Origin of the sequence: Mucilaginibacter sp., from assembly GCF_041663085.1 — a bacterium.
In the GTDB taxonomy this organism is placed as follows: Bacteria; Bacteroidota; Bacteroidia; order Sphingobacteriales; family Sphingobacteriaceae; genus Mucilaginibacter.
Map to the genome: position 1 here is coordinate 1 of NZ_JBAZRC010000046.1, position 23,198 is coordinate 23,198.

Genomic DNA, 23,198 nt, shown 5'->3' on the forward strand with positions numbered 1-23,198 from the left:
AGCGTAGATAGGTTTTGCAACGCCGTTATCGTAAGCTTTTAAATTCTTTTTAAGCAATTTACGGGCTACGTGGATACGGGTTTTAACGGTACCGATAGGTATAGTTAAATGGTCAGCTATCTCGTGATATTTATGACCTTCAAAATACATAGTGAAAGGCACATAGTAATCTGATGGTAGCCTGTCTAAAGCTCTTTTAATATCATCCATCACAAATTTAGCCTCGCCCTGGTTTTTTGTTGAACTGAATACCAGGTTCGGAGATGATATCTCATCGCTTTTGGTAACAAAAGTGCTCATTTTAACAAAACGGCGATAGTTGTTGATGAAGGTATTTTTCATGATGGTATACAACCAACCTTTTAAATTAGTGCCTTCTTTAAACTTATTGTAATAAGTTATAGCTTTCAACATTGTATCCTGAACAAGGTCGTTAGCATCATCGGCGTCATGGGTGAAGTGTAAGGCATAAGACCTTAGGGAAGTCGCCTGACGTAATACAAGGGTGTTAAACTCAATCTTTGTCATTCTGTTAATGTTTTGTATTGAGTATTAGGCAAACATGATACCACTTTATGAAAAGTGTATGAAAATGAAACGATGCTGCAGAATCACTTTAAACCAGCACAAAACTGTACTAAAAACAGTCATAGTATTGTAAACTGCTTAAAAACAGCCATTTACGCAAAAAAGGAGTAATTGTAATTATTAAGTAAAGTATAAGGGATTGTTAAAACAAAAAGTTGTTTAACTAACTGTATATGAAATGGATGCGATATTATATTTTTAATTAATTAATTTAACCAATAATATTCACCTCGCGCTGTAGCGTAACGCCAAATTTAGTGTACACAGTGTCTATGATTTGCGACGAAAGACTGTATACTTCTTCGCCCGTTGCACCGCCGTGGTTTACCAAAACAAGCGCCTGGTTCTTCCAGGTGCCGGTGTTTCCAACAACTTTTCCCTTCCATCCGCATTGTTCTATGAGCCAACCGGCCGCAAGTTTATGCAATCCTTCGCCTGCCGGGTAGTTCACCACATCGGGGAATTGCTCCTGCAACAGGCTAAACTGCTCGTCGCCGATAACGGGGTTTTTAAAGAAACTCCCTGCGTTGCCAATGGTTGACGGATCGGGCAGTTTAGAAACGCGGATATGCGATACCACTTTTGATACATCCTCAATAGTGGGGTTAGTGATACCGCGGTTAGCCAGTTCCTGCTCTATAGCGCCGTATTTTAAATTAATATTGGGCTTAAGCGATAAAAGGAACTTTACGGATACTATAATATACTGCCCGGCCAGCTCTGTTTTAAAAACACTTTCGCGGTAACCAAACTTGCAATCTTCTTTTGTGAACGTGCGGAAAGTACCTGTAGCTATTTCAAAAGCACGGCAGCTTGCAAATACATCTTTCAGTTCTACACCGTAAGCGCCAATATTTTGTATGGGCGATGCGCCAACCGAGCCGGGTATCAGGCTCAGGTTCTCCATACCCGCGTAGTTGCGGTCAACACAAAAGTTCACCAGGTCGTTCCATACTTCGCCGCCGCCAACTTCAACATATACATCATTGTGGCTGATGCGGTGCTCAATCCCACGGATATTCATGCGGATGATAAGACCTTCAAAATCCTTCACCAACAGCATATTACTGCCGCCGCCCAGCACCAGGCGGTTGGTGGTAAGCCATTGCGGGTCGGCAAATAGTTCAACCAGTTCATCCTCATGGCTTATCTCGGCAAAGTAGCGGGCATTAGCATCAATACCAAAAGTGTTGAATTTTTTAAGCGATACGTTTTCCTGTATTTGCAGCATGATATTGTGAATTTAGAACGGTGACGAATTTCGGAATTTTATTACTTATGTTTAGCATTAAAATCAGGCATTGTACCAGTATCCATTGAAATGAAAAAGAGGCTATTTACAATCATCATATCGTTAAGCATAATATCTTGCCAACAAACTAAAAAAGAAAAAGCTTTTAAAATTTTCAATGAAGGTGTAACATTATCCTTAAATGCGGGCACAGAAGCCAATAGAGGGAACGAAAAAACAGCAATTGAATTAAATGATAAGGCTATTGAGAAGTTCAGAGAAACCTTAAGAACAGATTCAACCCATTCTATTGCAAGGAGTGCCTTAGCGCATAGCTTATACATTTCAAAAAAATACGATGAAGCAATTGAGTGGTTTAAAAGGGCGAATGCAATTGGCAAAGCTGAGGCAGTAAATTACATGGAACTGGGCTTATCTCAGATAAACTTAGGCCAAACTGCAGAAGGTGAAAAAAACTTATTTAAAGCTTTGGAATTAGATAAATCTGAAGAGATAAGAGAAATTACAGTGGAAGATTTATATGATATTGGTAAGCTTGCTTTTAAGTATGGAGATGCTTATAAAAAAGAGGGTAAAACAGAAAAGGCATTAACTTATAAACAGTTTTCAATTGATGTATTAAAACTCTCACTAAAAATCAATCCCGCGCGAGCCGATATCCGCAGTACAGCAGATAGTTGTGCTAAACAATTAATGGATTAAACAGCAACTACACCTTAAACCACTTCTTCCCCACCACCAATAACCCAAATTCTTCCGAAGTTTTTCTTTGCAGATTTTATTTTAGATGATTGGAACGTGTTTTATTTATCTTAGTTGCCCTAAACGTTAAGATGAAAGAGGGCTATTTTTTCCTGGGCGCTTTAATATTATTTCACCTTGGGCGCGTTGCCTATTTTTATTATCAAAAATGGCAGCGAAAACTAGCAGAGGTAGAGATAGCCGATTTTCAATGGGACACGTATCTTAAACTGAGAGAGGAGATCTTATCAATTAAACCCAACGGTATAGGAATTGAACTTACTGATGATACAGAAACCGCCTTTGCCGTTGGGTTGGAAATTCATACCGGGGTTGAGGTGCAACTTATAGTACTTTTAAAAACAGGAGAAGTTTGGGGATTAACAACCAGAAATTCAAGAAAAAACATCTTCATTCCAAAAAATGAGAGTTTTTTAGCCGCTTCTACTTCTGCCTTTACCACAGCGCAATACAATTTTGCCAGGATGCGAAGAAAATACACTACTGTACCCGAACCGGGTTACATTAAATTCCACATACTTACTAATAACGATGTATATTCAGCAGATTCGCTTATACGAGATATCATTTCAGAAACTTCAGATTGGCAAGAATTATACGCTAAAATAAATGAAGCACTTGAACAGAGCGAGAGTGAATAATCTACCCCTTAAACCATTTCTTGCCCACTACCAACAACCCAAACTCTTCCGAAGGATTTTTCTCGGTTGATTTATGGTGAATTTTATGCGCCCTGCGGATGGCAGACAAATACCGGTTGCTACTTTTAAAGGCCTTGAAGCGGTTATGTATAAACCAATCGTGAAAGATGAAATAGATGGTGCCGTAGGTACTGATACCTGCACCTATCCAAAAGCGGTAATCTAAAGTGATATGCCCTGCCCACATCAGCCATAAGGCTAAAGCGGCAAAGCCAATGCTGAACAGGTCGTTCAGTTCGAACCAGCCATGGCGATGTTGATGATGCGTTTTGTGGATAAACCACAGCGGCCCATGGAACAGGTATTTATGCATAGCCCAGGAAAGTGCTTCCATTAGTGCTATGGTGCATATTATTATAGCTATATTAATTAACGCTTGCATTATTAGTTAACTTTTAAATTAATGAGCTGTTTTATAATTGTAACACAGCCGCACGTTCACTGTCCGATTCCGAACGATTACCCGACATTTAAAACATTATAAACACCTCAATATCAATAAATTAAATTAATGGCATAAGGTTTATTGTATTTAATTTATATTAACCGTTATGATTAAAAACTACTTTAAAATAGCCTGGCGCAATTTATGGAAAAACAAAGGTTTTTCTATGATCAACATCACAGGCCTTGCTACGGGCATGTGCGGCGCTATATTGATATTTACGTGGATACAAAACGAACTAAGTTTTGACCGGTTCCATAAAAATGCTGATGATCTGTACAAGGTTTGGAACCGGTCTGATAAGGATGCCGGCAATAATGTTTATACGTGGGATATTACTTCCGCGCCTATTGCCCCGGAGTTAAAACAAAAATTCCCGGAAGTGAAAGCTGCGGCCCGTGTATATTGGCCAAATGAACGGCTTTTTAATTACAAGGGAAAAAGCATAATTGCCACAGGGCTCGACGTTGACCCCCAGTTTTTAAGCATGTTCAGTTTCCCAATGGTGAATGGCACCGAACGCGCGCTTGATGACCCTAAAGGCATTGTGCTTACCGTTAGCCTGGCTAAACGCATATTTGGCACCGAAAACCCGACAGATAAGTTACTGCGGCTTAATGATAAAGAAAATTACAAGGTAACCGGTATTATCAGTGATCCGCCTGCAAACACACAGTTCCAGTTTGATTATTTGGTGTCATTAGAACCGATGATAGGCACATCTGAGGCCAATAGTTGGGGTAATGCCAGCTTTAATACATATGTACAGTTGCAGCCCGGAGCAAATGCGGCGTTACTTGATAAGAAAATAAAGAATTTACTGAAAGAGCATGACGCTGCTCTGCATTTTGGGATATTCTTACATCCGGCAAAAAAATGGCATCTAAATTCAAAGTTTGAGAATGGTGTAGCCGTTGGTGGCGCTATAGAAACAGTTAGGTTGTTATTCGCAATAGCCGCATTGATATTATTGATAGCCTGTATAAATTTCATGAACCTAAGTACCGCCCAAAGCGAAAAACGCGGCAAAGAAGTTGGCGTACGTAAGGTAATGGGTGCTAACCGTTTTGCTATCATCAAACAGTTTTTAACAGAGTCTATCCTTATTACCTGTATTGCGGGAGTATTTGCTATTGTGCTGGTACAATTAACACTACCAGCGTTTCGTGAATTAACAGGTGTAAAACTATTGATCAACTATAAAAACCCTTACTTGTGGTTGGCGGGCTTTGGCTTTATTCTTTTCACGGGTTTGCTTGCGGGTAGCTATCCTGCCTTTTACCTGTCAGCATTTAGGCCGGTAAAGATGCTTAAGGGTTTGTTTAAAAGCAAGGCACGAGTTATTAGTCCGCGTAAGGTATTGGTAGTAACGCAGTTTACTGTAGCTATTGTACTCATTATTGCTACTATTATTATATACCAGCAGATCAACTATGTACAAAGTCGCGATAATGGCTATGTAAGAAATAACCTTGTAGAGCACCCGATAAATGGCTCTATCGGCAAAAATTTCGATGTTATTAAAAATGAGCTGTTAAGCAGTGGTGTAGCATCAGCAGTAAGTAAAACGAGTATGCCGGTAACTATTGACGGCAGTTCAACTTCCGGCCTTAACTGGGGCAATATGGATGCTAACCATAAAAACGTAAGTTTCAGCAGGTTTGCAACAGACGGAGATTTTGTAAAAACATTTGGTTTTAAACTTTTGGCCGGGCGGGATATCGATTTCAATAAATTCCCTTCAGACTCAGCCGCGGTAATTATTAATGAAGCGTCAGTGCAGGCAATGGGCTTTAAAGACCCGATAGGCCAAATCATTTCGCTTGGCGACAACCGACTGAAAATTGTGGGCGTTATCAAAAACTTTATCATTGGTTCCCCTTCTCAGGCAGTTAACCCTATGTTAGTATTCGGATCGAAAAATTGGTATTACAATGCGCTTACCTTCAGGCTTAATCCTAATCAATCAACATCTTCAGGCCTGAAAACAGCCGAAGCGATCTTCAAAAAATACAACCCAGCCTATCCGTTCCAATACCATTTTGTAGACCAGGCCTATGCCGAAAAATTTAAAAACGAGCAGCGCACCGGTAAAATAGCTTTTACTTTTTCAGCGCTTACAATTTTAATATCGTGCCTCGGCCTGTTCGGGCTTGCGGCTTATATGGCCGAGAACCGTGCCAAAGAGATTGGCATACGCAAAGTATTGGGTGCAGGCATTGTAAACCTGATGCAATTGCTCACGCGCGATTTTGTTATGCTGGTGCTGGTATCAGTCGCCATAGCGGCACCTATCGGCTGGTGGTTCATGAACAAATGGCTGCAGGATTTTAATTACCGCATTCAAATCAGCTGGACCATATTTTTATACTCGGGCATAGTAGCCGTGGCTATAGCTGTTGTTACTGTAAGCTTCCAGGCTGCCGGGGCGGCTATGGCCAACCCTATAAAAAGCATTAAAACCGAATAACCTTATACAGTTGCTTAAAAAAGAAAAGGGTGCGCCTGTTCAGGTGCACCCTTTTTATATGGTATTTATAAATTCTTAAATATGTATCGCCCTGTTCTCGGTTGCTGCCAGGCAGGCTTCGCGCATGGCTTCGGTGTAGGTTGGGTGGGCGTGGCTGGCACGTGTTACGTCCTCTGCACTGGCGCGGAACTCCATGGCAATAACCGCCTCGGCTATCATATCGGCAGCGCGCGGGCCAATCATGTGCACACCTAAAATTTCGTCGGTAGTGGCATCAGCTAAAACCTTCACAAAACCATCCAGATCACCGCTGGCACGGGCACGGCCGCTTGCTTTGAACGGGAACGACCCTACCTTATATTTTGTACCCGCCTCTTTCAATTGCTCTTCGGTATAACCAACCGCGGCAACTTCAGGCCAGGTATAAACAACACCCGGTATCAGGTTATAGTTAATGTGCGGTTTTTGCCCGGCGATAAGCTCGGCAACAAAAGTACCTTCATCCTCGGCCTTGTGGGCAAGCATGGCGCCTTTTATTACATCACCAATAGCATAAACGCCTTTAACGCTGGTTTCCAGGTGCTCATCAACCGGTATTTTGCGGCCACGCTCTTCAACGGTGATGCCAATTTTATCAAGTCCTAAACCGTCGGTATAAGCTATACGGCCAACAGCTACCATGCAATAGTCGCCTTTAAGTTCCTGCTTTTCGCCTTTGGGGTTATCAAAAGTAACGGTAACCTCTTTGCCTTTGGCTGTTGCACCTGTAACCTTGTGGCCCAGGTAAAACTCCATGCCCAATTTTTTCAATACTTTCTGTAATTCGCGGCCCAGGCCCTTATCCATGGTTGGGATAATACCATCCATGTACTCAATTACAGATACTTTGGCACCCAAACGCGCGTAAACCGAACCTAATTCCAAGCCAATAACACCCCCACCAATCAGTATCAGGTGTTTAGGGATCTCGGTTAAGGTTAAAGCCTCGGTTGAGGTGATGATGCGTTTCTTGTCTATCTTCAAAAATGGCAGGCTTGATGGTTTTGAACCTGTAGCGATGATCACCTTTTCGGTGGTCAGCTCGGTAGTTTTACCGTCTGCGGCAGTAACAATAATGGTGTTTTTATCTTTAAATGATCCTACACCTGTGTGTACGTCAATTTTGTTCTTTTTCATCAGGTAGGTAATACCGCTGGTATTGGCATCCACAACTTCCTGTTTGCGTTTTATCATCTGGCCAAAATCAATACCCAGGTTATCTAATTTAATACCGTGTGTAGTGAAAGTGTGGGCAGCGTTATGGTAATGTTCCGACGAATCAAGCAAAGCCTTCGACGGGATACAACCTACGTTAAGGCAGGTGCCGCCAAGGGTGTTGTATTTTTCAATAATTGCGGTTTTCATACCCAGTTGGGCGCAGCGTATTGCCGCCACATAACCACCCGGACCAGAACCTATAACGATTACATCATATTGCATAGTAGTGTATTTTGGTGGCAAAGTTAAGGAATGTTTACAGGCTTATAAATAGGTAATTAATTAAAATGTGAAGGGGTTGACATTCGTGATGTTGGGTCGGTAGCCCCCTAACGCGGATTGTCTCGTATGCAAGGAGACGCGAAGTATCGCGTCTCTACATTTTGGCATCCGTAGAGACGCGATACTTCGCGTCTTAGCCGAATATTCTAAGCCCCCCCTTTCCCTCTCAAGAATAGATCAATTTAACTTTGTAACAGTATTATCACCCGTTAGTATATTAGCTATATACTTGCTAAATTACGCTCACTAAAAAACTGACCAACATCATGAAAAAACTCTCCGCATTATTATTTGTAATGGCTGCGGCCTGTAGTACGTTGTTTGCGCAAAGCGCCTACGTTAAAGAACACTACACCAAAAAAGATGTGTACATCACCATGCGCGATGGGGTAAAACTCTTTACCTCTATCTATACGCCAAACGATGCATCTAAAACCAATAAATACCCCATAATGATGCAGCGTACCTGCTACAGCATTGCACCTTATGGCGAAACAAAATACCCCGGCCAATTAGGCCCCTCAAAATATATGATGCAGGAAGGTTATATTTTTGTTTACCAGGATGTACGCGGCCGATATAAAAGCGAAGGCACCTGGACCAACATGACCCCGGTTATCGATAATAAAAAAAGCAAAAAAGATGTGGATGAAGGATCCGATACTTACGACACCATCGACTGGCTGATCAAAAACGCTACCGGCAACAACGGTAAAGTAGGCCAATGGGGTATCAGCTATCCGGGCTTTTATACCGCTGCGGGTATTTTATCAAACCACCCTGCTTTAAAGGCTTCATCGCCACAGGCACCTATCTCCGATTTCTTTTTTGACGATTTTCACCACAACGGTGCTTTCATAGAAAGCTACTTCTTTACCTTCCCGGTATTTGGCGTTCAAAAAACAGATACTACAAACAAAGCATGGTACGGCAGCCAAATGTTTAACGCCGGCACCCGCGATGGCTACCAGTTTTTGCTTGACCTTGGCCCGCTTAAAAACGCCGACAAATATTACAAAGACAACTTTTTTTGGCAGGAAACCATTAACCACCCTAATTACGATGAATTTTGGCAAAAACGCGGCCTGTTGAAACATTACAACAAAGTAAAACCGGCGGTGATGCTGGTAGGTGGCTGGTTTGATGCCGAAGATTTAACAGGCCCGCTGGCTATCTATAAAACTATTGAGAAGAAAGACCCTAACGCTTATAACACCATTGTAATGGGTCCGTTTGGGCACGGCAGGTGGTCGCGCGAAACCGGGCACACCATGCACAGCAACGTTTACTTTGGCGATAGTATTGCTACATTCTATCAAAAAAGCATCGAGCAAAAATTCTTTAACCACTTCCTGAAAGGTAACGGCGATAAAAACTCGGGCCTGCCTGAGGCTTATATGTACAACACCGGTAAAAAAGAATGGCAAACATTTGATAAATGGCCATCTGCAGCGGCAACCCATGTTAAGTTTTATTTAAATAATGATGGTAAACTGGCCGATGCAGCACCAGCCGCAACAGGCAGCACCAGCTTTGTAAGCGACCCAATGAAACCTGTGCCTTATACCGAGGATAACACCACCACCATGGGCTTTACCCCGCACAACTACATGAGCGAAGACCAGCGCTTTGCAGGCCGCCGTACCGATGTGCTGGTTTACCAAACCGATGTTTTAGCTGATGATGTTACCCTTGGCGGCGAAATTATGGCCAACCTTAAAGTAGCAACTACCGGTACCGATGCCGATTGGATAGTGAAACTGATCGACGTTTACCCTCCGGATGAAAAGAACAACGATTACATGCCAAACAAAAACATCATCCTGAGCAATTACCAGCAAATGGTACGTTCAGAGATCATGCCGGCACGTTTCCGCGATGGTTTTGAGAAGGCCGTACCGATGGTTGCCAACCAAAAAACAGATGTAAATTTCCACCTGCAGGATGTATTGCACACCTTTAAAAAAGGCCACCGTATTATGATACAGGTACAAAGCACATCGTTCCCGCTGTATGCGCGTAACCCGCAAAAGTTTGTAGAGAACCCATATAAAGCCAACGAAAGTGATTATCAAAAAGCTACCCACACTGTGTTTAACGATAGCTTTATTGATGTGGAGGTATTGAAGTAAGAAGTTAGGTAACCCTTCATCACCATGTCATTGCGAGGAGCGGCGTAAGGAAAGTGTGGCGGAGCGACGCGGCAATCTCGTCGCAGGTGCATAACCGTTATGCATTCAACGAGATTGCCACGCTATCGCTCGCAATGACATATTTTAAAATCGAAAGATAAAATGAAATTATACATCCTTGCACTTTTTGCCCTAATCAGCTTTACCGCCCAAGCTCAGGTAAGAGTTATTAAGTTGGATAAAACGGCTATTCCAAAATCGATAACTTACAAAGGGCATATTATTGATGCGGCAAAATTTACCGACAAGGAAGGTGAACATATAGTTATTACCACAGAAACTGGCGAAACACAATCCAAAAATGGCGACGGTGACGATTATCGCGACGCTGCCTTATATGCATATCATTATTTGATCCAATCCGGCGCTTACAAAGCTACGTGGACACTATACGATTTTGTAAAAGATTGCCCTGTTGATATTGCCGCTAACTTTGTTCGTAAAACATTTGCTGTAACTGACCTTGACAACAATGGAACAGCAGAGGTATGGCTGATGTATAAGACTATTTGCCATGGTGATGTTAGCCCGAGCGATTTGAAAATAATTATGCACGAGGGTGATAAAAAATATGCTATGCGCGGAACCAATAAGGTGCAGGTATCAAAAACGGAATATGAAGGCGGTAAATACACTTTTGACCAGGCATTTAATACCGCACCGGCATCTTTCAAACAATATGCTCAAAAACTTTGGAAGAAAAACCTTTTAGAAAAATGGGATTAACCCTTGTAACAATGAAAATAACACGCCTTAAATATATTGCTCTTGCATTTTTAACAGCAAGCACTTTTACAGCCAAAGCCCAGCTTGGCAACCACAAGGAAACATTTACCCGTGCCGATAGTCTGCGCGGATCATTAACCACCCCGCTGCGTACCTGTTACGATATTAACTATTATCACCTGGATGTGAAGTTTGATATCGATAACAAATTCATCAGCGGTAATGTACTTTTTAAATACACTGCCACACAGGATTTCACCAAACTGCAGTTCGACCTGTTCTCAAACCTAAAAGTGGAGAAGGTGGTTTATAAAGGTAAAGAACTACCCTATACCCGCGAGTTTAACGCGGTGTTTGTAACCTTCCCGCAAACCATTAAAAGCGGCAGCAAGGAAGAGTTTACTGTTTATTACTCGGGCAACCCAACCATTGCTAAACGCGCCCCATGGGATGGCGGTGTAGAGTATAACGTGGATTCGCTTGGGCATAAATGGGTATCAACCGCCTGCCAGGGCATGGGGGCAAGTGTTTGGTGGCCAACAAAAGACCAGCAGGCCGACGAAGTGGATAGCGCCCTGATCAGCATCAGTGTGCCTAACGGATTAAAAGATGTAAGCAATGGCCGCCTGCGTAAGGTTACCAAACTTAAAGACGGCTACACCCGTTTCGATTGGTTTGTAGCCAACCCCATCAACAACTACGATATTGAAGCCAATATTGGCGACTACGCGCATTATACCGATACCTACATGGGCGAAAAAGGAAAACTAACACTCGATTTTTGGCCATTAAGCTATAATCTGGAGAAAGCCAAAAAGCACTGGGGTGCAAACACCAAACCTATGCTAAAAGCTTTTGAACACTGGTTTGGCCCCTACCCTTTTTACGAGGACGGTTACAAACTGGTAGAAACCCATCACTTAGGGATGGAACACCAAAGCGGCACGGCTTATGGCAACCATTATCAGAATGGCTACCTGGGCCGCGACCTATCCGGCACCGGCTGGGGCCTGAAATGGGATTTCATTGTAGTACACGAGAGCGGGCACGAGTGGTTTGGCAATAATATCACCAGTAAAGACCTTGCCGATATGTGGATCCATGAAAGTTTTACCAATTACAGCGAGTCGCTATTTGTGGAAGATAATTGGGGCAAACAGGCCGGGCAGGAATATGTGCACGGCAGCCGTTTGGGTATCCAGAACGACGGCTCTATTGTTGGCCCATACAACGTAAACAAAGAAGGTTCGGGCGATATGTACCCCAAAGGCGGCAACATGCTGAACATGATCCGTACCGTTATTAATGATGACGAAAAATGGCGCGGTATACTGCGTGGTTTAAATAAAACTTTTTACCATCAAACAGTTACTTACGACCAGGTGGTAGGCTACATCAATCAGCAAAGCGGTATAAACTTTAGCCCGGTGTTTGAACAATATTTAAAACACGCCAATATCCCCACGCTTGAGTTTATGACCATTAACGGCAAACTGATGTGCAGATGGATAGCTGATGTAAGGGACTTTAACATGCCGGTAAGGGTACGCGTAAAAGGCGGCGAATACCAATTTATCACCCCAAAAACGCGCTTTACCCCGCTTACTATCGCTGGTGCCACTGAAGATAATTTAGAGGTGGATACCTTTAATTATTATATAGGGGTGTTGATGGATTAGGTCCGTTGTTCTCCAATTGTCATTTCGACCGAGGAACGAGGGAGAAATCTTGTTCGTTATGCAAAGTTCATCGCCTATCATTTTAACAAGATTTCACTATCGTTCGAAATGACAGGAGGGTGAACGCGCGGGAAATTTATTTCCAAAAGCATGCAACTTTCCTGTTACAACCTGCGTCTAATAACTAAACAATTCAAAACCATGAGAACACTAAAAACACTTTTTACAGTTGGCTTACTGGTAGCAGCTGCAAGCTTTGCCAAAGCAGATACGCAGGACCGCCATTTAACAGGCTTTAACGCGGTAAGCGTTGCCGGTTCATACGATGTGTACATTACCCAGGGGTCAACCGAATCGGTAAAGGTAGATGCACCTTCTGATATTATAGACCGTATTGTAACCGAGGTTGAGGGCGGTGTGCTAAAAATATACACTAAAGATGGCACCCACTGGAACTGGAACGGCAATAAAAAAATGATTGTTTATGTAGCTATAAAAAACGTGAATGCAGTGAGCCTTGCAGGTTCGGGCGATGTGTTTTTTAAAGACGGTTTAAGGGCACCTTCCCTAAAAGTAAAACTAACCGGCTCGGGCGATATAAGCGGTAAAGTTGATGTTAAAACTTTAGAGAGCAGCATAGGAGGCTCTGGCGATATTACGCTTACAGGCCGTGCAGATAACTCAACTGTTAGCGTAGTAGGTTCTGGTGATTTTACCGGGAACAACCTCATAACTACCAATACCCAGGTAAAAGTTGCAGGGTCGGGCGATGCAAGGGTAAATGCTTCCGAAAAAATTGATGCCTCGGTAGTAGGTTCGGGCGATGTACATTACACCGGCGCGGCCAAAAACATTTCCAGCTCAAAAGCAGGCAGCGGAAGCGTTAGCAGGATGTAATAAAGGTGAAAGGTAAAAGCTCAAAGCCGAAAGCTTTAACAAGCTTTCGGCTTTGAGCTTTCGGCATAAATAAAGAGGGCCGTGATATATCACGGCCCTCTTTATTTATATAATATGGTGTTAAGCTAATTGCTTAGCTAATTTATCTGCAAGTATAGATTTTGGTACAGCGCCAATTTGTTTGTCAACAATTTCGCCGCCTTTAAAGTACAATAAGGCAGGGATATTGCGGATGCCATACTTCATTGAGATACCGGGGTTGTTATCCACATTCACTTTTCCTACAACAGCTTTGCCATCGTATTCTTTAGCAAGTTCTTCAACAACAGGGCCTACCATTCTACAAGGGCCACACCATTCTGCCCAAAAGTCAATTAGTACCGGTTTATCTGATTTAAGAACAAGTTCTTCGAAGTTTGCATCAGTTATTTCTAAAGCCATGATTTCTATATTTTAATTTTGATGTACAAATATATACTATTCAAATAGCTTGCCACAAGTGCGTGCATGACAATGTGACAATTATATTATTAACATCTGCCTTAATTACAAACGCTTTATAGTAGCAGGTAATTAGATGGGTTACTTTTTGTGTGGATAACGTATTAATGAGAAATAACGCAATGGTAGAATTACTGATTTTTATCGCCCCGGCATTTCAGATCATATTTTCAGTATTAAGGGTAAACCGAATGACTACTACTCCTTTGTACCTTATATTCCCGGCCACCATACTATTGGGTTTTGTATTATCTTTTACGGCTATGAAGGTTTTGGTTGATAACATGCCTACTACCGGGATGCGTTGTGCCACGCCCGCGATGGCTGTATTATTTTGCGGGATATTTATTACGCTCGTCACATCACCTATTATTTCCCTCGTATTTTACTTTATAAATAAGTCTATTAACAATAAAACAATAGCTATTAAATAGAAAAGGTTGGCGAGACACCAACCTTAAGAATATTATTATTTGAAAGCACTACATCAACACCGCCGGTGCATGCGTCAAATTCAGGATATCGGCCATCAGTTCATCGCTTGGGCTAACCTTGTGGGTTTTAGAAAGCAGATCAACGATCATGGCTTCTTCGCCGCACTTTACTTTAAACTTTAGCGCACAGCTTTTTGCCGGGTAACGTTCATTATTGGTAACGATGATCTGCTCCAGGCGTTCAACCAACTGCGTGTTCAGCATCTTCAGATCCAAACTAACCACAACAGATTTGGTGAGTTTATCGCGCATTTCAGATAGCAGGCTCATGGTGGTTACCCGCAAGTCCCAGTTATCCTTCTGGCGGAATTTCTCTTCAACCGTACCTTTAATATGCAGGAAGTAACCCTCCACCATCATATTACGGAACTTTACATAATCGTCCCCAAAAAAGGCAAACTCGTAGCTTTCGTTGTAATCTTCCAGCACAAAGGCACCAAACGGTTTACCCATTTTAGTAAACCTGTGCTGCACGCTTGATACCAGCCCGCCAATACAGATCTCGCCGCGTTTACGCAGGTTGGCCAGGTTAGCCATTACCTCTTCCCCACCCTCGCCTGAGCGGGCTTTCTGGATGTTTTTTAATTCAGTAATGGTGGTGTTGCAATACCGGTCAATCTCCAGCTTAAAGTTATCAAGCGGGTGGCCGGTTAAATAAATGCCGATAACCTCTTTCTCGTATTTAAGCTTTTCTATCAGCGGCCATTCCTCGGCTTCGGGTAGGGCCGGCTCAGGGATATATGATGCTACCGAACCACCAAACAGGGACGATTGCGAACTGCTTTGCGTGTTCTGATAATCATTACCATATTTTATCAGGCGTTCAACCCCGGTTAAAATACCGTTCTCTGTTTTAGCGAAGAACTGCGCCCGGTTTAAGCCAAACCCATCAAACGCACCCCCATAAACCAAATTCTCGTAAGATTTACGGTTAACCGACCGTGTATTTGAGCGCTGCGCAAAATCGTAAACGCTTTTATACGGGCCGCGTTCAAGGCGTTCTTCAATAATGCTCTCAACGGCTTTTTCACCTACACCCTTAACGCCCGCCATACCAAAACGGATAACACCTTTCCTGTTGGCAGTAAAGGCCATGTCACTTTCGTTAATATCAGGGCCTAAAACTTCAACCCCCATGCGGCGGCATTCCTCCATAAAGAAGGTGATCTTCTCCATGTTGTTTTGGTTGTTTAATACGGCGGCCATGTATTCTGCCGGGTAATGCGCTTTTAAGTAAGCCGTTTGGTAGGCCACAAAAGCGTAACAGGTAGAGTGCGATTTATTGAACGCGTACTGGGCAAATGCTTTCCAGTCGTTCCATATTTTGGTCAGTTTATCTTTGGGGTGGCCTTTGGCCATGGCGCCCTCCATAAACTGGGCTTCCATTTTATTAAGTACCTCAATTTGTTTTTTACCCATTGCCTTACGCAAAACGTCGGCATCACCTTTACTAAAGCCAGCCAGCTTTTGCGACAGAAGCATCACCTGCTCCTGGTACACGGTAATACCATAGGTTTCGCCCAGGTACTCTTCCATGTCGGCAAGGTCAAACACAATGGGTTCTAAACCGTGCTTACGTTTAATAAAGTTGGGGATATACTCTATCGGGCCCGGGCGGTACAGGGCGTTCATGGCAATCAAATCCTCAAACTTATCGGGTTTAAGATCTCGCAGGTACATTTGCATCCCGTCACTTTCAAACTGGAACGTACCGTTGGTATCGCCGCGCTGGTAAAGTTCGTAGGTTGCAGTATCATCCAGCGGGATGTAATCTATCTCAATTTCAACACCGTGGTTTGCCCTGATCAGTCTTAGCGCATCCTTTATAATGGTCAGGGTTTTCAGGCCCAAAAAGTCCATCTTAATTACGCCTGCATCCTCAATTACACGCCCGTCGTACTGGGTAACCAGCAGGTCAGAGTCCTTCGCAGTAGCAACGGGTACAATATCGGTAAGGTCATAAGGGGCAATGATAATACCCGCGGCGTGCACACCCGTGTTACGTACAGATCCTTCCAGCTTTTCTGCTTCGCGAAGCACCGTGCCTTTTAAATCATTTGATTTGTAGATAACCTGCAGCTCGGCTACCTGTTCAATAGCTGTTTTCAGGTTGATACCCAAAGTTTCGGGCACCAGCTTCTTCATCGCGTTCACATCGCTCAAAGGCATATCCAGCACACGGCCAACATCCTGGATACTGGTACGTGCAGCCATTGAGCCATAGGTAATGATCTGCGCTACCTGGTTCTTGCCATATTTATCAACCACGTAATCAATAACCTTTTGGCGGCCGGCGTCATCAAAGTCCGTATCAATATCGGGCATTGATTTACGATCCGGGTTAAGGAAACGCTCAAACAGGAGGTTATACTTCAGCGGGTCGATATTGGTGATACCTGTACAGTAGGCCACCACCGATCCGGCTGCAGAACCACGGCCCGGGCCAATAAATACGCCCATATCGCGGCCCGCCCTGATGAAATCGGCAACAATCAAAAAGTAACCCGCAAACCCCATGGTACGGATAGTGAACAGCTCAAAGTTGATGCGCTCTTCGGCCTCGGGGCTTATATCCCTGTAACGCTCTTTGGCACCCATAAAGGTAAGGTGCTTCAGATACTCCCATTGGTTAAGGGTATCTGCATCGGGCGTCATATCACTGTGTATCTTAAACTCGGGCGGGATAACATAGTTAGGCAGCAGTATGTCCCTTTTTAGTTTCAGAACATCTACCTTATCTACAATTTCCTGTGTATTATCCAGCGATTCGGGGATATCATGGAACAGCTTGCCCATTTCCGCCTGCGTTTTAAAATAAAACTGGTCGTTGGTAAAGCCAAAACGGTAACCCTTGCCACCTTCTTCATCGGTAGCTATGGGGGTGCTTTGCAAATCGCCGGTATTTACGCAAAGCAAAATATCGTGCGCGTTACTGTCCTGCTGATCCACGTAGTGCGAATCGTTTGAACAGATCACCTTAACATTATACTTTTTAGCGAACTTCATTAACACTTCGTTCACTATGTTTTGCTCAGGTATATCGTGGCGCTGCATTTCTATGTAGAAATCTTCGCCAAACAGGTCAAGCCACCATTTAAATTCAATTTCGGCAGCGGCTTCACCGTCCCTTAAAATGGCCTGCGGTACCGATGCACCCAGGCAGCAGGTAGTTGCTATAATACCTTTATGGTATTTTAATATCAGTTCTTTATCAATACGCGGCCACTTACTGTAAAGGCCTTCTATATAACCTAACGAGCATAGCTTGATGAGGTTTTTATACCCTTCGGCGTTTTTGGCCAGCATCAGCTGGTGGTAACGCTTATCTTTTACTTCTTTGGTAAACTGCTTTTTATGCCTGTCATCAACCACATAAAATTCGCAGCCTACAATGGGTTTTACATTGTGCTTACCCGCCTCGGCCACAAACTTAAACGCACCAAACATGTTCCCGTGGTCGGTAATGGCCAGGGCTTTCATACCATCTGCTGCCGCTTTTTTGTATAGCTTTGAAATATCGGCGGCACCGTCAAGTAATGAGAATTGGGTATGTACGTGTAAGTGCGAAAAATCGGGCATATTATATTCTGTGTGCTGTATCTTATGTGGATTACAAATTTATTAAAAAACAAAGTGGAAGTACAGGTTTGTGGATAAATCGGCGCTTATTTACAATGCATTTATTAAGTGTTTTTGAATAATGCTGTTTATAGCGCAATTATCGTAATAAGATAAAAACAATTAACTATTCGCAAATGTTGAAAACACTATCAGCATATCTGTTTAACACATAATTTGTATAATTATAGGTAATAACCCTAACCTTTAAAAATTTGGAACGATTTGGACGTATAGCCCTCAAAACAATACTTTGGATAATTGCAAGTGTCATCTTTTTGGTGTTGCTTGTGGTTATTTTAATACAGGTACCCGCCGTGCAAAACTTCGCGAAAGACAAAGCGGTTACCTTTCTTCAGAATAAAATACACACAAAAGTTGAAATTGGCCACATTAGCCTGGGCCTGCCCAAATTGCTGGTTTTAGAAGATGTTTACTTTGAAGATCAGAAAAAAGACACCCTTATTGCGGGTGATAAGCTTAAGGTTGATATCACGCTTTAAAAACTCCTGAAAAACAAGGTTGAGATAAACGAAATAAACCTGGAAGGCATCACCGCCAACATTAGCCGCGGGCCGGACAGCCTTTTCAACTTTGATTACATTATCAAAGCCTTTGCCGGCGAGCAGAAAAAAGAAGTTAAGCCAGAGGATACCACCTCTACCATGAAGTTTTCGGTAGATAAGATCATCCTGGATAAGATCAACGTGAAATACAAAGATGTAACCACAGGCAATGATGTAAAATTCCTGCTGGGCCATTTTGATACCCGTATCAAAGATTTTGATATGGATAAGATGAAATTCACTATCCCTAAAATAAACCTGAGCGGGGTTAACGCCAAGATCATCCAAACCCCGGCCGGTTCTTCTATTGCGCAGGCCGCCAAGGTTGATACTGCCGTTAAACCATTAAATATGGACCTGACGCTGGGCGAAATAAACATTGACAAAATAAAAGTTGACTACAAGAGCAATGAAATGGCCGCCAAGGTTGACCTGGGCACTTTTTTGGTAGAGATGGATAAGATAGACATGAAAAACCAGCATGTCGGCATCAAATCTGTTAAATTGGATAATACCAATGCCGGGCTTACCTTTGCCAAACCTGCAACAGTAACCAAAGCGGTTGAAAAAACCATCAGGAAAATTGATACGCTAACTTCCAGAACGCAAGCCAAAGGCTGGACGGCCAGCTTAAACCGAATAACGCTAACCAACGATAATATTAAGTTTGATAACGACGCGCAAAAGCCATTGCCCCGCGGGCTTGACTTTGCCCACATGGGTATCAAAAATTTAAATACCGATATACAAGACCTTAACTATACGCCTGATAGCATATCGGGCAAGGTAAACTCTTTCACCTTCGCCGAAAAAAGCGGGCTTAAGATCAATAAGTTTCATACCTCGTTTTTCTACGGGCCAAAAAGCGCTTACTTAAAAGACCTGCTGGTAGAAACACCAACCTCGGTTATCCAGAAAGAATTACAAGTGGGTTACCCTTCCATAGAATCGTTAACAAAAGACCTGGGTAAGCTAAGCATCAACGCCAATTTGGATGGCAGCAAGCTTGGCCTACGCGATGTGTTACTGCTGATGCCTACCATGGCATCTATGGAGCCGTTTAAATCCTCGCCAAATTCTGTGATCAAAATAAACGGCAGGGTTAGCGGGCAGGTAAACAACCTGCGCATCCCTAATATCGAGATCAGCGGATTTGGCAATACTTATGTGAAAGCATCGGCCACCATGCGCGGCTTGCCTGATGTGGAGAAAGCATATTTCGACCTGACGATAAATGATTTCCGTACCACCCGTACAGATATTGCCCGCCTTGTACCGAAAGGAACCATCCCGCCAAATGTAAGCGTGCCCGAAAACATGGATCTGAAAGGCACTTTTAAGGGTACCATGAAAACCTTTAACACCAAAATGGCGCTGCGCAGCAGCTATGGCGCGGTTGATCTGGTAGCTGCTATGAAGAGCGGCAAACGCAAAGGCAGCGAAACCTATTCGGCCAATATTAAGGCCAATAATTTAAACGTTGGCGCATTAACCAAACAGCCGCAAATGGTGGGTTTTGTAACCATGAAAGCCAACATCAGCGGTACCGGCCTCGACCCTAAAACCGCCAGCCTTAAATTTAACGGCGATGTGGTAAGCGCAAATGTTAAAGGTTATACCTACCGTAATTTAGTAATGAATGGTACGGCGCATAACGGAGCCTATGTGGCCAAAGCCCGTATGAAAGACCCTAACATCAATTTCACGCTTGATGCTAAGGCCAATATGAACAAGAAATACCCTTCGGTTAACGCAACCTTAATGGTAGATAGCATAGACCTGCAAAAACTTAATTTTGTAAAAGGCCCGATGCGTTTTCATGGTAAAATTATTGCCGATGTGCCAACTGCCGACCCGGACTACCTGAACGCCAACATACTGGCAACAGACCTTTTGGTGGTCAATAAAGGCGAGCGCATTACTTTAGATACCGTAAGCCTCATATCAACCGCCACTGCCGATAGCAGCACACTGCGCCTAAAAACGCCTATGTTTTACGCGCACATGGCCGGTAAGTATAAGCTAACCCAAATTGCCCCTGCCCTGCAGGATGTGATTGATAAATACTACAACACCAGCCTGGGCAGTAAAACCCCGAGGGCAAAAGTTAAATACTCGCCGCAGCAGTTTACGTTTGATGCCCGCATGGTGAAAACCCCGCTGGTAGCTAAATTTGCACCCGATTTGAAACAGCTTGAGCCGGTTTTATTTAACGGCAGCTTTAACAGCACAACAGGCGAACTTATTGTAAATGGAGCAGCACCCAAAGTTATTTATGGCACCAATACAGTAAATAACTTAAAGCTGGCCATTAACACGGGTAACAATGCTTTAAATTACAATTTAACGGTTGATGAAATAAAAGTGGGCTCGTCGTTAGATCTGCTTTACACCAGTGTATCGGGCAACGCCCAAAACAATAAGCTGGGCATTAGCTTACAGGTGCGCGACAAACTAAAGAAAGAACGCTACCGCATTGCCGGCCAGTTTAGCGTTTTGCCAGATCAGTATCAGTTCAGCTTTTTACAAAACGGGCTGATGTTTGATTACACCCCATGGGATGTTAACCCGGATAATGCGCTGTTTTATGGCGCAAAAGGGATACTGGCGCGTAACTTTAGCATCACCAACAGCAACCAGGTATTAAGCGCCAATAGCTCGGGTGGCGTAAACTCGCCTATTACTGTAGATTTTAAAAACTTCAGGATAGAAACCCTGACCAAAATAGCACAGCAGGACTCCCTGTTTGTTGGCGGTACCATTAACGGTAACGCAGTGGTAAGCGATTTCCAGAAATCGCCGGTGTTTACTGCCGATATGAAGGTGAGCGACTTTAGCTTTAAAGGCGATACCGTAGGTAACATAGCGCTTAAGGTAAATAACCAAACTCAAAACGCATTCGCGCTGCAGGCAAGTGTTACCGGCAAAGGCAACCAGGTTGACCTGAACGGTATGTACTATACCACCCCCGAAAGCCGGTTTGACATGAACCTGAATATTGTAAACCTGGGCATGAAGAGTATAGAGGGCTTTAGCTTTGGGGCTATTAAAAACTCGAGCGGTAATATTACCGGCCAGTTAAAAATAACAGGGACCACCACCGCACCGGCCGTGCGGGGCGATATTCATTTCAATAAGGTAGCCTTCAACGTAGCTATGCTTAACTCCTACTTTACCATGCCCCAGGAGAGCATCACGTTTAACGATGAGGGTATTCGTTTTAATGATTTTACCCTGGTTGATTCAACCAATAACAAGGCGGTTATTTCGGGTTCTATCTACACCAAAACTTATACCGACTTTAAATTCGGGATGAACATCAGGGCGAATAACTTTAGGGTTATTAACTCTACAAAAGCAGATAACAAGCTGTTTTATGGCAAGTTGTTTATGGATACCGATATAAAAGTAAGGGGCGATATGGCCAAGCCTGTGGTTGATGCAACATTGACCGTTAATGATAAAACAGACTTTGCTATTGTATTGCCAACCAGCGACCCCGGTGTGGAAGACCGCAAGGGGGTAGTTGAGTTTTTTGACGCCAGCGCACCAAATACCGATTCTATACTAATAGCCCGACAGCTTGATTCGTTAAAACAATCGGAAGTTACCGGGCTTGATGTAAACGCTACGGTGAACATAGATAAAAACGCGGCCTTTACTATTGTGGTTGATGAGCGCAATGGCGATGTGGTACACTTAAAGGGCGAAGCACACCTGAGCGGCGGTATAGACCCAAGTGGCAAAACAAGTTTAACCGGTACTTATGTGGTTAGCAGCGGCTCGTACAACCTGTCGTATGCCACCGTATCGCGCAAGTTTAACTTTAAGCCGGGCAGCACCATTACCTGGACGGGCGACCCAACAAGCGCTAATATAGACCTGACTGCCATTTACATAGCCAACGTGCCACCGATAGACCTGGTTGCTAACCAACTAACCGACCAAAACTCGACCCAATACAAGCAAAAGTTACCGTTTAATGTAAACCTTAACTTACGTAACGAGTTAATGAAACCGGATATCAGCTTTGATATTACCCTGCCGGATAGTAATTACAACGTATCATCAGAAGTAACCACTACTGTTGGCACCCGCCTTGCCCAGGTAAGGCAGGACCCTAACGAGTTAAATAAACAAGTATTGGGCGTGCTGGTACTTGGCCACTTTATTGGCGATAACCCACTGCAAAGCCAGGGCGGCAGCGCCGGTGTTGAAGGTGCTATACGCAGCAGCGTAAGCGGCTTACTTACCGACCAGTTGAATAACCTTGCAGGCGACCTGATCACCGGGGTCGACCTTAATTTCGGGGTAACATCCGGCGAGGACTACTCATCCGGCACGGCAACAAACCGAACGGACCTTAATGTTGGGCTAAGTAAACGCTTCCTTAACGATAGGCTAACGGTGAGCGTAGGCAACAACTTTAACCTGGAAGGCGCGCAGGCCGGGCAAAAAACTTCAAACATTGCCGGCAATGTTTCGGTTAATTACAAATTGAGCAAAGATGGGCGCTACACCCTGCGCGCGTATCGTAAGGATGAGTTTATAGTTATACAAGGCCAGGTAGTTGAAACCGGTATAGGGTTTTCGCTCACGGTAGATTATAACCGTTTCCGCGAGATCTTCCGTAAACGCACCGCACAGGAAAGGGAGATGCGCAAAAAATACAAAGAAGAACAAAAGCTAAAAGACGAGCAGGAAAAAGCATCGCAGCAAAAAGATAAAGACGAAAGAACCAAGACACAGACCACAACCTTATGATTAA

Annotated in this window: 16 protein-coding genes; 10 read left to right on the forward strand and 6 right to left on the reverse strand. The window is 43.5% G+C overall.

The genetic code is table 11. The features are described from left to right. Together WC615_RS10680 and murB are read right to left on the reverse strand one after the other, a co-directional pair. Positions 1–528, reverse strand: a 528-nt coding sequence (locus tag WC615_RS10680) for an RNA polymerase sigma factor (protein WP_372978089.1), incomplete at its 3' end; no start/stop codon positions are given. Positions 529–799: 271 nt separating this feature from the next. Beyond that, a complete protein-coding gene (murB, locus tag WC615_RS10685; protein WP_372978090.1) occupies positions 800–1,819 on the reverse strand; it encodes a UDP-N-acetylmuramate dehydrogenase in 1,020 nt (339 codons plus the stop codon). Between the two features lie 90 nt (positions 1,820–1,909). Here murB and WC615_RS10690 point away from each other — a divergent pair, with 90 nt between their 5' ends. Together WC615_RS10690 and WC615_RS10695 are read left to right on the forward strand one after the other, a co-directional pair. Then, positions 1,910–2,542 (forward strand): tetratricopeptide repeat protein, encoded by a 633-nt coding sequence (locus WC615_RS10690; RefSeq protein ID WP_372978091.1) that lies wholly within the window; start codon positions 1,910–1,912, stop codon positions 2,540–2,542. Positions 2,543–2,673: 131 nt separating this feature from the next. Continuing rightward, complete coding sequence (locus tag WC615_RS10695; RefSeq protein ID WP_372978092.1) at positions 2,674–3,243, forward strand: hypothetical protein; 570 nt, start codon at positions 2,674–2,676, stop codon at positions 3,241–3,243. A gap of 1 nt (position 3,244) precedes the next feature. Here WC615_RS10695 and WC615_RS10700 read toward each other — a convergent pair whose 3' ends face one another. Next, entirely contained in the window at positions 3,245–3,685 is a 441-nt protein-coding gene (locus tag WC615_RS10700; RefSeq protein WP_372978093.1) for a sterol desaturase family protein, read from the reverse strand. Between the two features lie 169 nt (positions 3,686–3,854). Between WC615_RS10700 and WC615_RS10705 the strand changes: the two genes are divergently transcribed. Next, positions 3,855–6,218 carry an ABC transporter permease gene (locus tag WC615_RS10705; RefSeq protein WP_372978094.1) on the forward strand — a complete coding sequence of 788 codons (2,364 nt, stop codon included), beginning with the start codon at positions 3,855–3,857 and terminating at the stop codon, positions 6,216–6,218. A 75-nt stretch (positions 6,219–6,293) separates the two neighbouring features. On the opposite strand, the gene lpdA is transcribed toward WC615_RS10705, so the two are convergent. Continuing rightward, entirely contained in the window at positions 6,294–7,697 is a 1,404-nt protein-coding gene (gene lpdA / locus WC615_RS10710; RefSeq protein ID WP_372978095.1) for a dihydrolipoyl dehydrogenase, read from the reverse strand. A gap of 326 nt (positions 7,698–8,023) precedes the next feature. On the opposite strand from lpdA, the gene WC615_RS10715 reads away from it, so the two are divergent. From WC615_RS10715 to WC615_RS10730, 4 genes are all read left to right on the forward strand, one after another. Next, entirely contained in the window at positions 8,024–9,889 is a 1,866-nt protein-coding gene (locus tag WC615_RS10715) for a CocE/NonD family hydrolase (protein WP_372978096.1), read from the forward strand. Positions 9,890–10,051: 162 nt separating this feature from the next. Further along, complete coding sequence (locus WC615_RS10720; RefSeq protein ID WP_372978097.1) at positions 10,052–10,675, forward strand: M949_RS01915 family surface polysaccharide biosynthesis protein; 624 nt, start codon at positions 10,052–10,054, stop codon at positions 10,673–10,675. An 11-nt stretch (positions 10,676–10,686) separates the two neighbouring features. After that, positions 10,687–12,354 carry a M1 family metallopeptidase gene (locus WC615_RS10725; protein ID WP_372978098.1) on the forward strand — a complete coding sequence of 556 codons (1,668 nt, stop codon included), beginning with the start codon at positions 10,687–10,689 and terminating at the stop codon, positions 12,352–12,354. A 201-nt stretch (positions 12,355–12,555) separates the two neighbouring features. Further along, positions 12,556–13,251 carry a head GIN domain-containing protein gene (locus WC615_RS10730; protein ID WP_372978099.1) on the forward strand — a complete coding sequence of 232 codons (696 nt, stop codon included), beginning with the start codon at positions 12,556–12,558 and terminating at the stop codon, positions 13,249–13,251. 120 nt (positions 13,252–13,371) lie between these two features. On the opposite strand, the gene trxA is transcribed toward WC615_RS10730, so the two are convergent. Further along, positions 13,372–13,692, reverse strand: coding sequence for a thioredoxin (gene trxA, locus WC615_RS10735; RefSeq protein ID WP_191176070.1), 321 nt, complete (start codon positions 13,690–13,692; stop codon positions 13,372–13,374). 167 nt (positions 13,693–13,859) lie between these two features. On the opposite strand from trxA, the gene WC615_RS10740 reads away from it, so the two are divergent. Continuing rightward, on the forward strand, positions 13,860–14,186 hold the full coding sequence (locus tag WC615_RS10740; protein WP_372978100.1) for a hypothetical protein: 327 nt from the start codon (positions 13,860–13,862) through the stop codon (positions 14,184–14,186). Positions 14,187–14,234: 48 nt separating this feature from the next. On the opposite strand, the gene dnaE is transcribed toward WC615_RS10740, so the two are convergent. Continuing rightward, positions 14,235–17,825 (reverse strand): DNA polymerase III subunit alpha, encoded by a 3,591-nt coding sequence (gene dnaE / locus WC615_RS10745; RefSeq protein WP_372978101.1) that lies wholly within the window; start codon positions 17,823–17,825, stop codon positions 14,235–14,237. Positions 17,826–18,079: 254 nt separating this feature from the next. Here dnaE and WC615_RS10750 point away from each other — a divergent pair, with 254 nt between their 5' ends. Then, the gene (locus tag WC615_RS10750) at positions 18,080–18,367 is read left to right on the forward strand and encodes a hypothetical protein (protein WP_372978102.1); all 288 of its coding nucleotides are present in this window, start codon (positions 18,080–18,082) and stop codon (positions 18,365–18,367) included. Between the two features lie 162 nt (positions 18,368–18,529). Further along, positions 18,530–23,194 carry a translocation/assembly module TamB domain-containing protein gene (locus WC615_RS10755; RefSeq protein ID WP_372978103.1) on the forward strand — a complete coding sequence of 1,555 codons (4,665 nt, stop codon included), beginning with the start codon at positions 18,530–18,532 and terminating at the stop codon, positions 23,192–23,194. Positions 23,195–23,198: the final 4 nt, after the last annotated feature.

Excerpts from the sequence above, each read along its gene's own strand:
- WC615_RS10690 (WP_372978091.1), top strand. The coding sequence starts at position 1,910 with ATGAAAAAGAGGCTATTTACAATCATCATATCGTTAAGCATAATATCT.
- WC615_RS10730 (WP_372978099.1), top strand. The coding sequence starts at position 12,556 with ATGAGAACACTAAAAACACTTTTTACAGTTGGCTTACTGGTAGCAGCT.
- dnaE (WP_372978101.1), bottom strand. The coding sequence starts at position 17,825 with ATGCCCGATTTTTCGCACTTACACGTACATACCCAATTCTCATTACTT.
- trxA (WP_191176070.1), bottom strand. The coding sequence starts at position 13,692 with ATGGCTTTAGAAATAACTGATGCAAACTTCGAAGAACTTGTTCTTAAA.
- WC615_RS10720 (WP_372978097.1), top strand. The coding sequence starts at position 10,052 with ATGAAATTATACATCCTTGCACTTTTTGCCCTAATCAGCTTTACCGCC.
- WC615_RS10755 (WP_372978103.1), top strand. The coding sequence starts at position 18,530 with ATGAAGTTTTCGGTAGATAAGATCATCCTGGATAAGATCAACGTGAAA.
- WC615_RS10715 (WP_372978096.1), top strand. The coding sequence starts at position 8,024 with ATGAAAAAACTCTCCGCATTATTATTTGTAATGGCTGCGGCCTGTAGT.
- murB (WP_372978090.1), bottom strand. The coding sequence starts at position 1,819 with ATGCTGCAAATACAGGAAAACGTATCGCTTAAAAAATTCAACACTTTT.
- WC615_RS10740 (WP_372978100.1), top strand. The coding sequence starts at position 13,860 with ATGAGAAATAACGCAATGGTAGAATTACTGATTTTTATCGCCCCGGCA.
- lpdA (WP_372978095.1), bottom strand. The coding sequence starts at position 7,697 with ATGCAATATGATGTAATCGTTATAGGTTCTGGTCCGGGTGGTTATGTG.
- WC615_RS10695 (WP_372978092.1), top strand. The coding sequence starts at position 2,674 with ATGAAAGAGGGCTATTTTTTCCTGGGCGCTTTAATATTATTTCACCTT.
- WC615_RS10700 (WP_372978093.1), bottom strand. The coding sequence starts at position 3,685 with ATGCAAGCGTTAATTAATATAGCTATAATAATATGCACCATAGCACTA.
- WC615_RS10725 (WP_372978098.1), top strand. The coding sequence starts at position 10,687 with ATGAAAATAACACGCCTTAAATATATTGCTCTTGCATTTTTAACAGCA.
- WC615_RS10705 (WP_372978094.1), top strand. The coding sequence starts at position 3,855 with ATGATTAAAAACTACTTTAAAATAGCCTGGCGCAATTTATGGAAAAAC.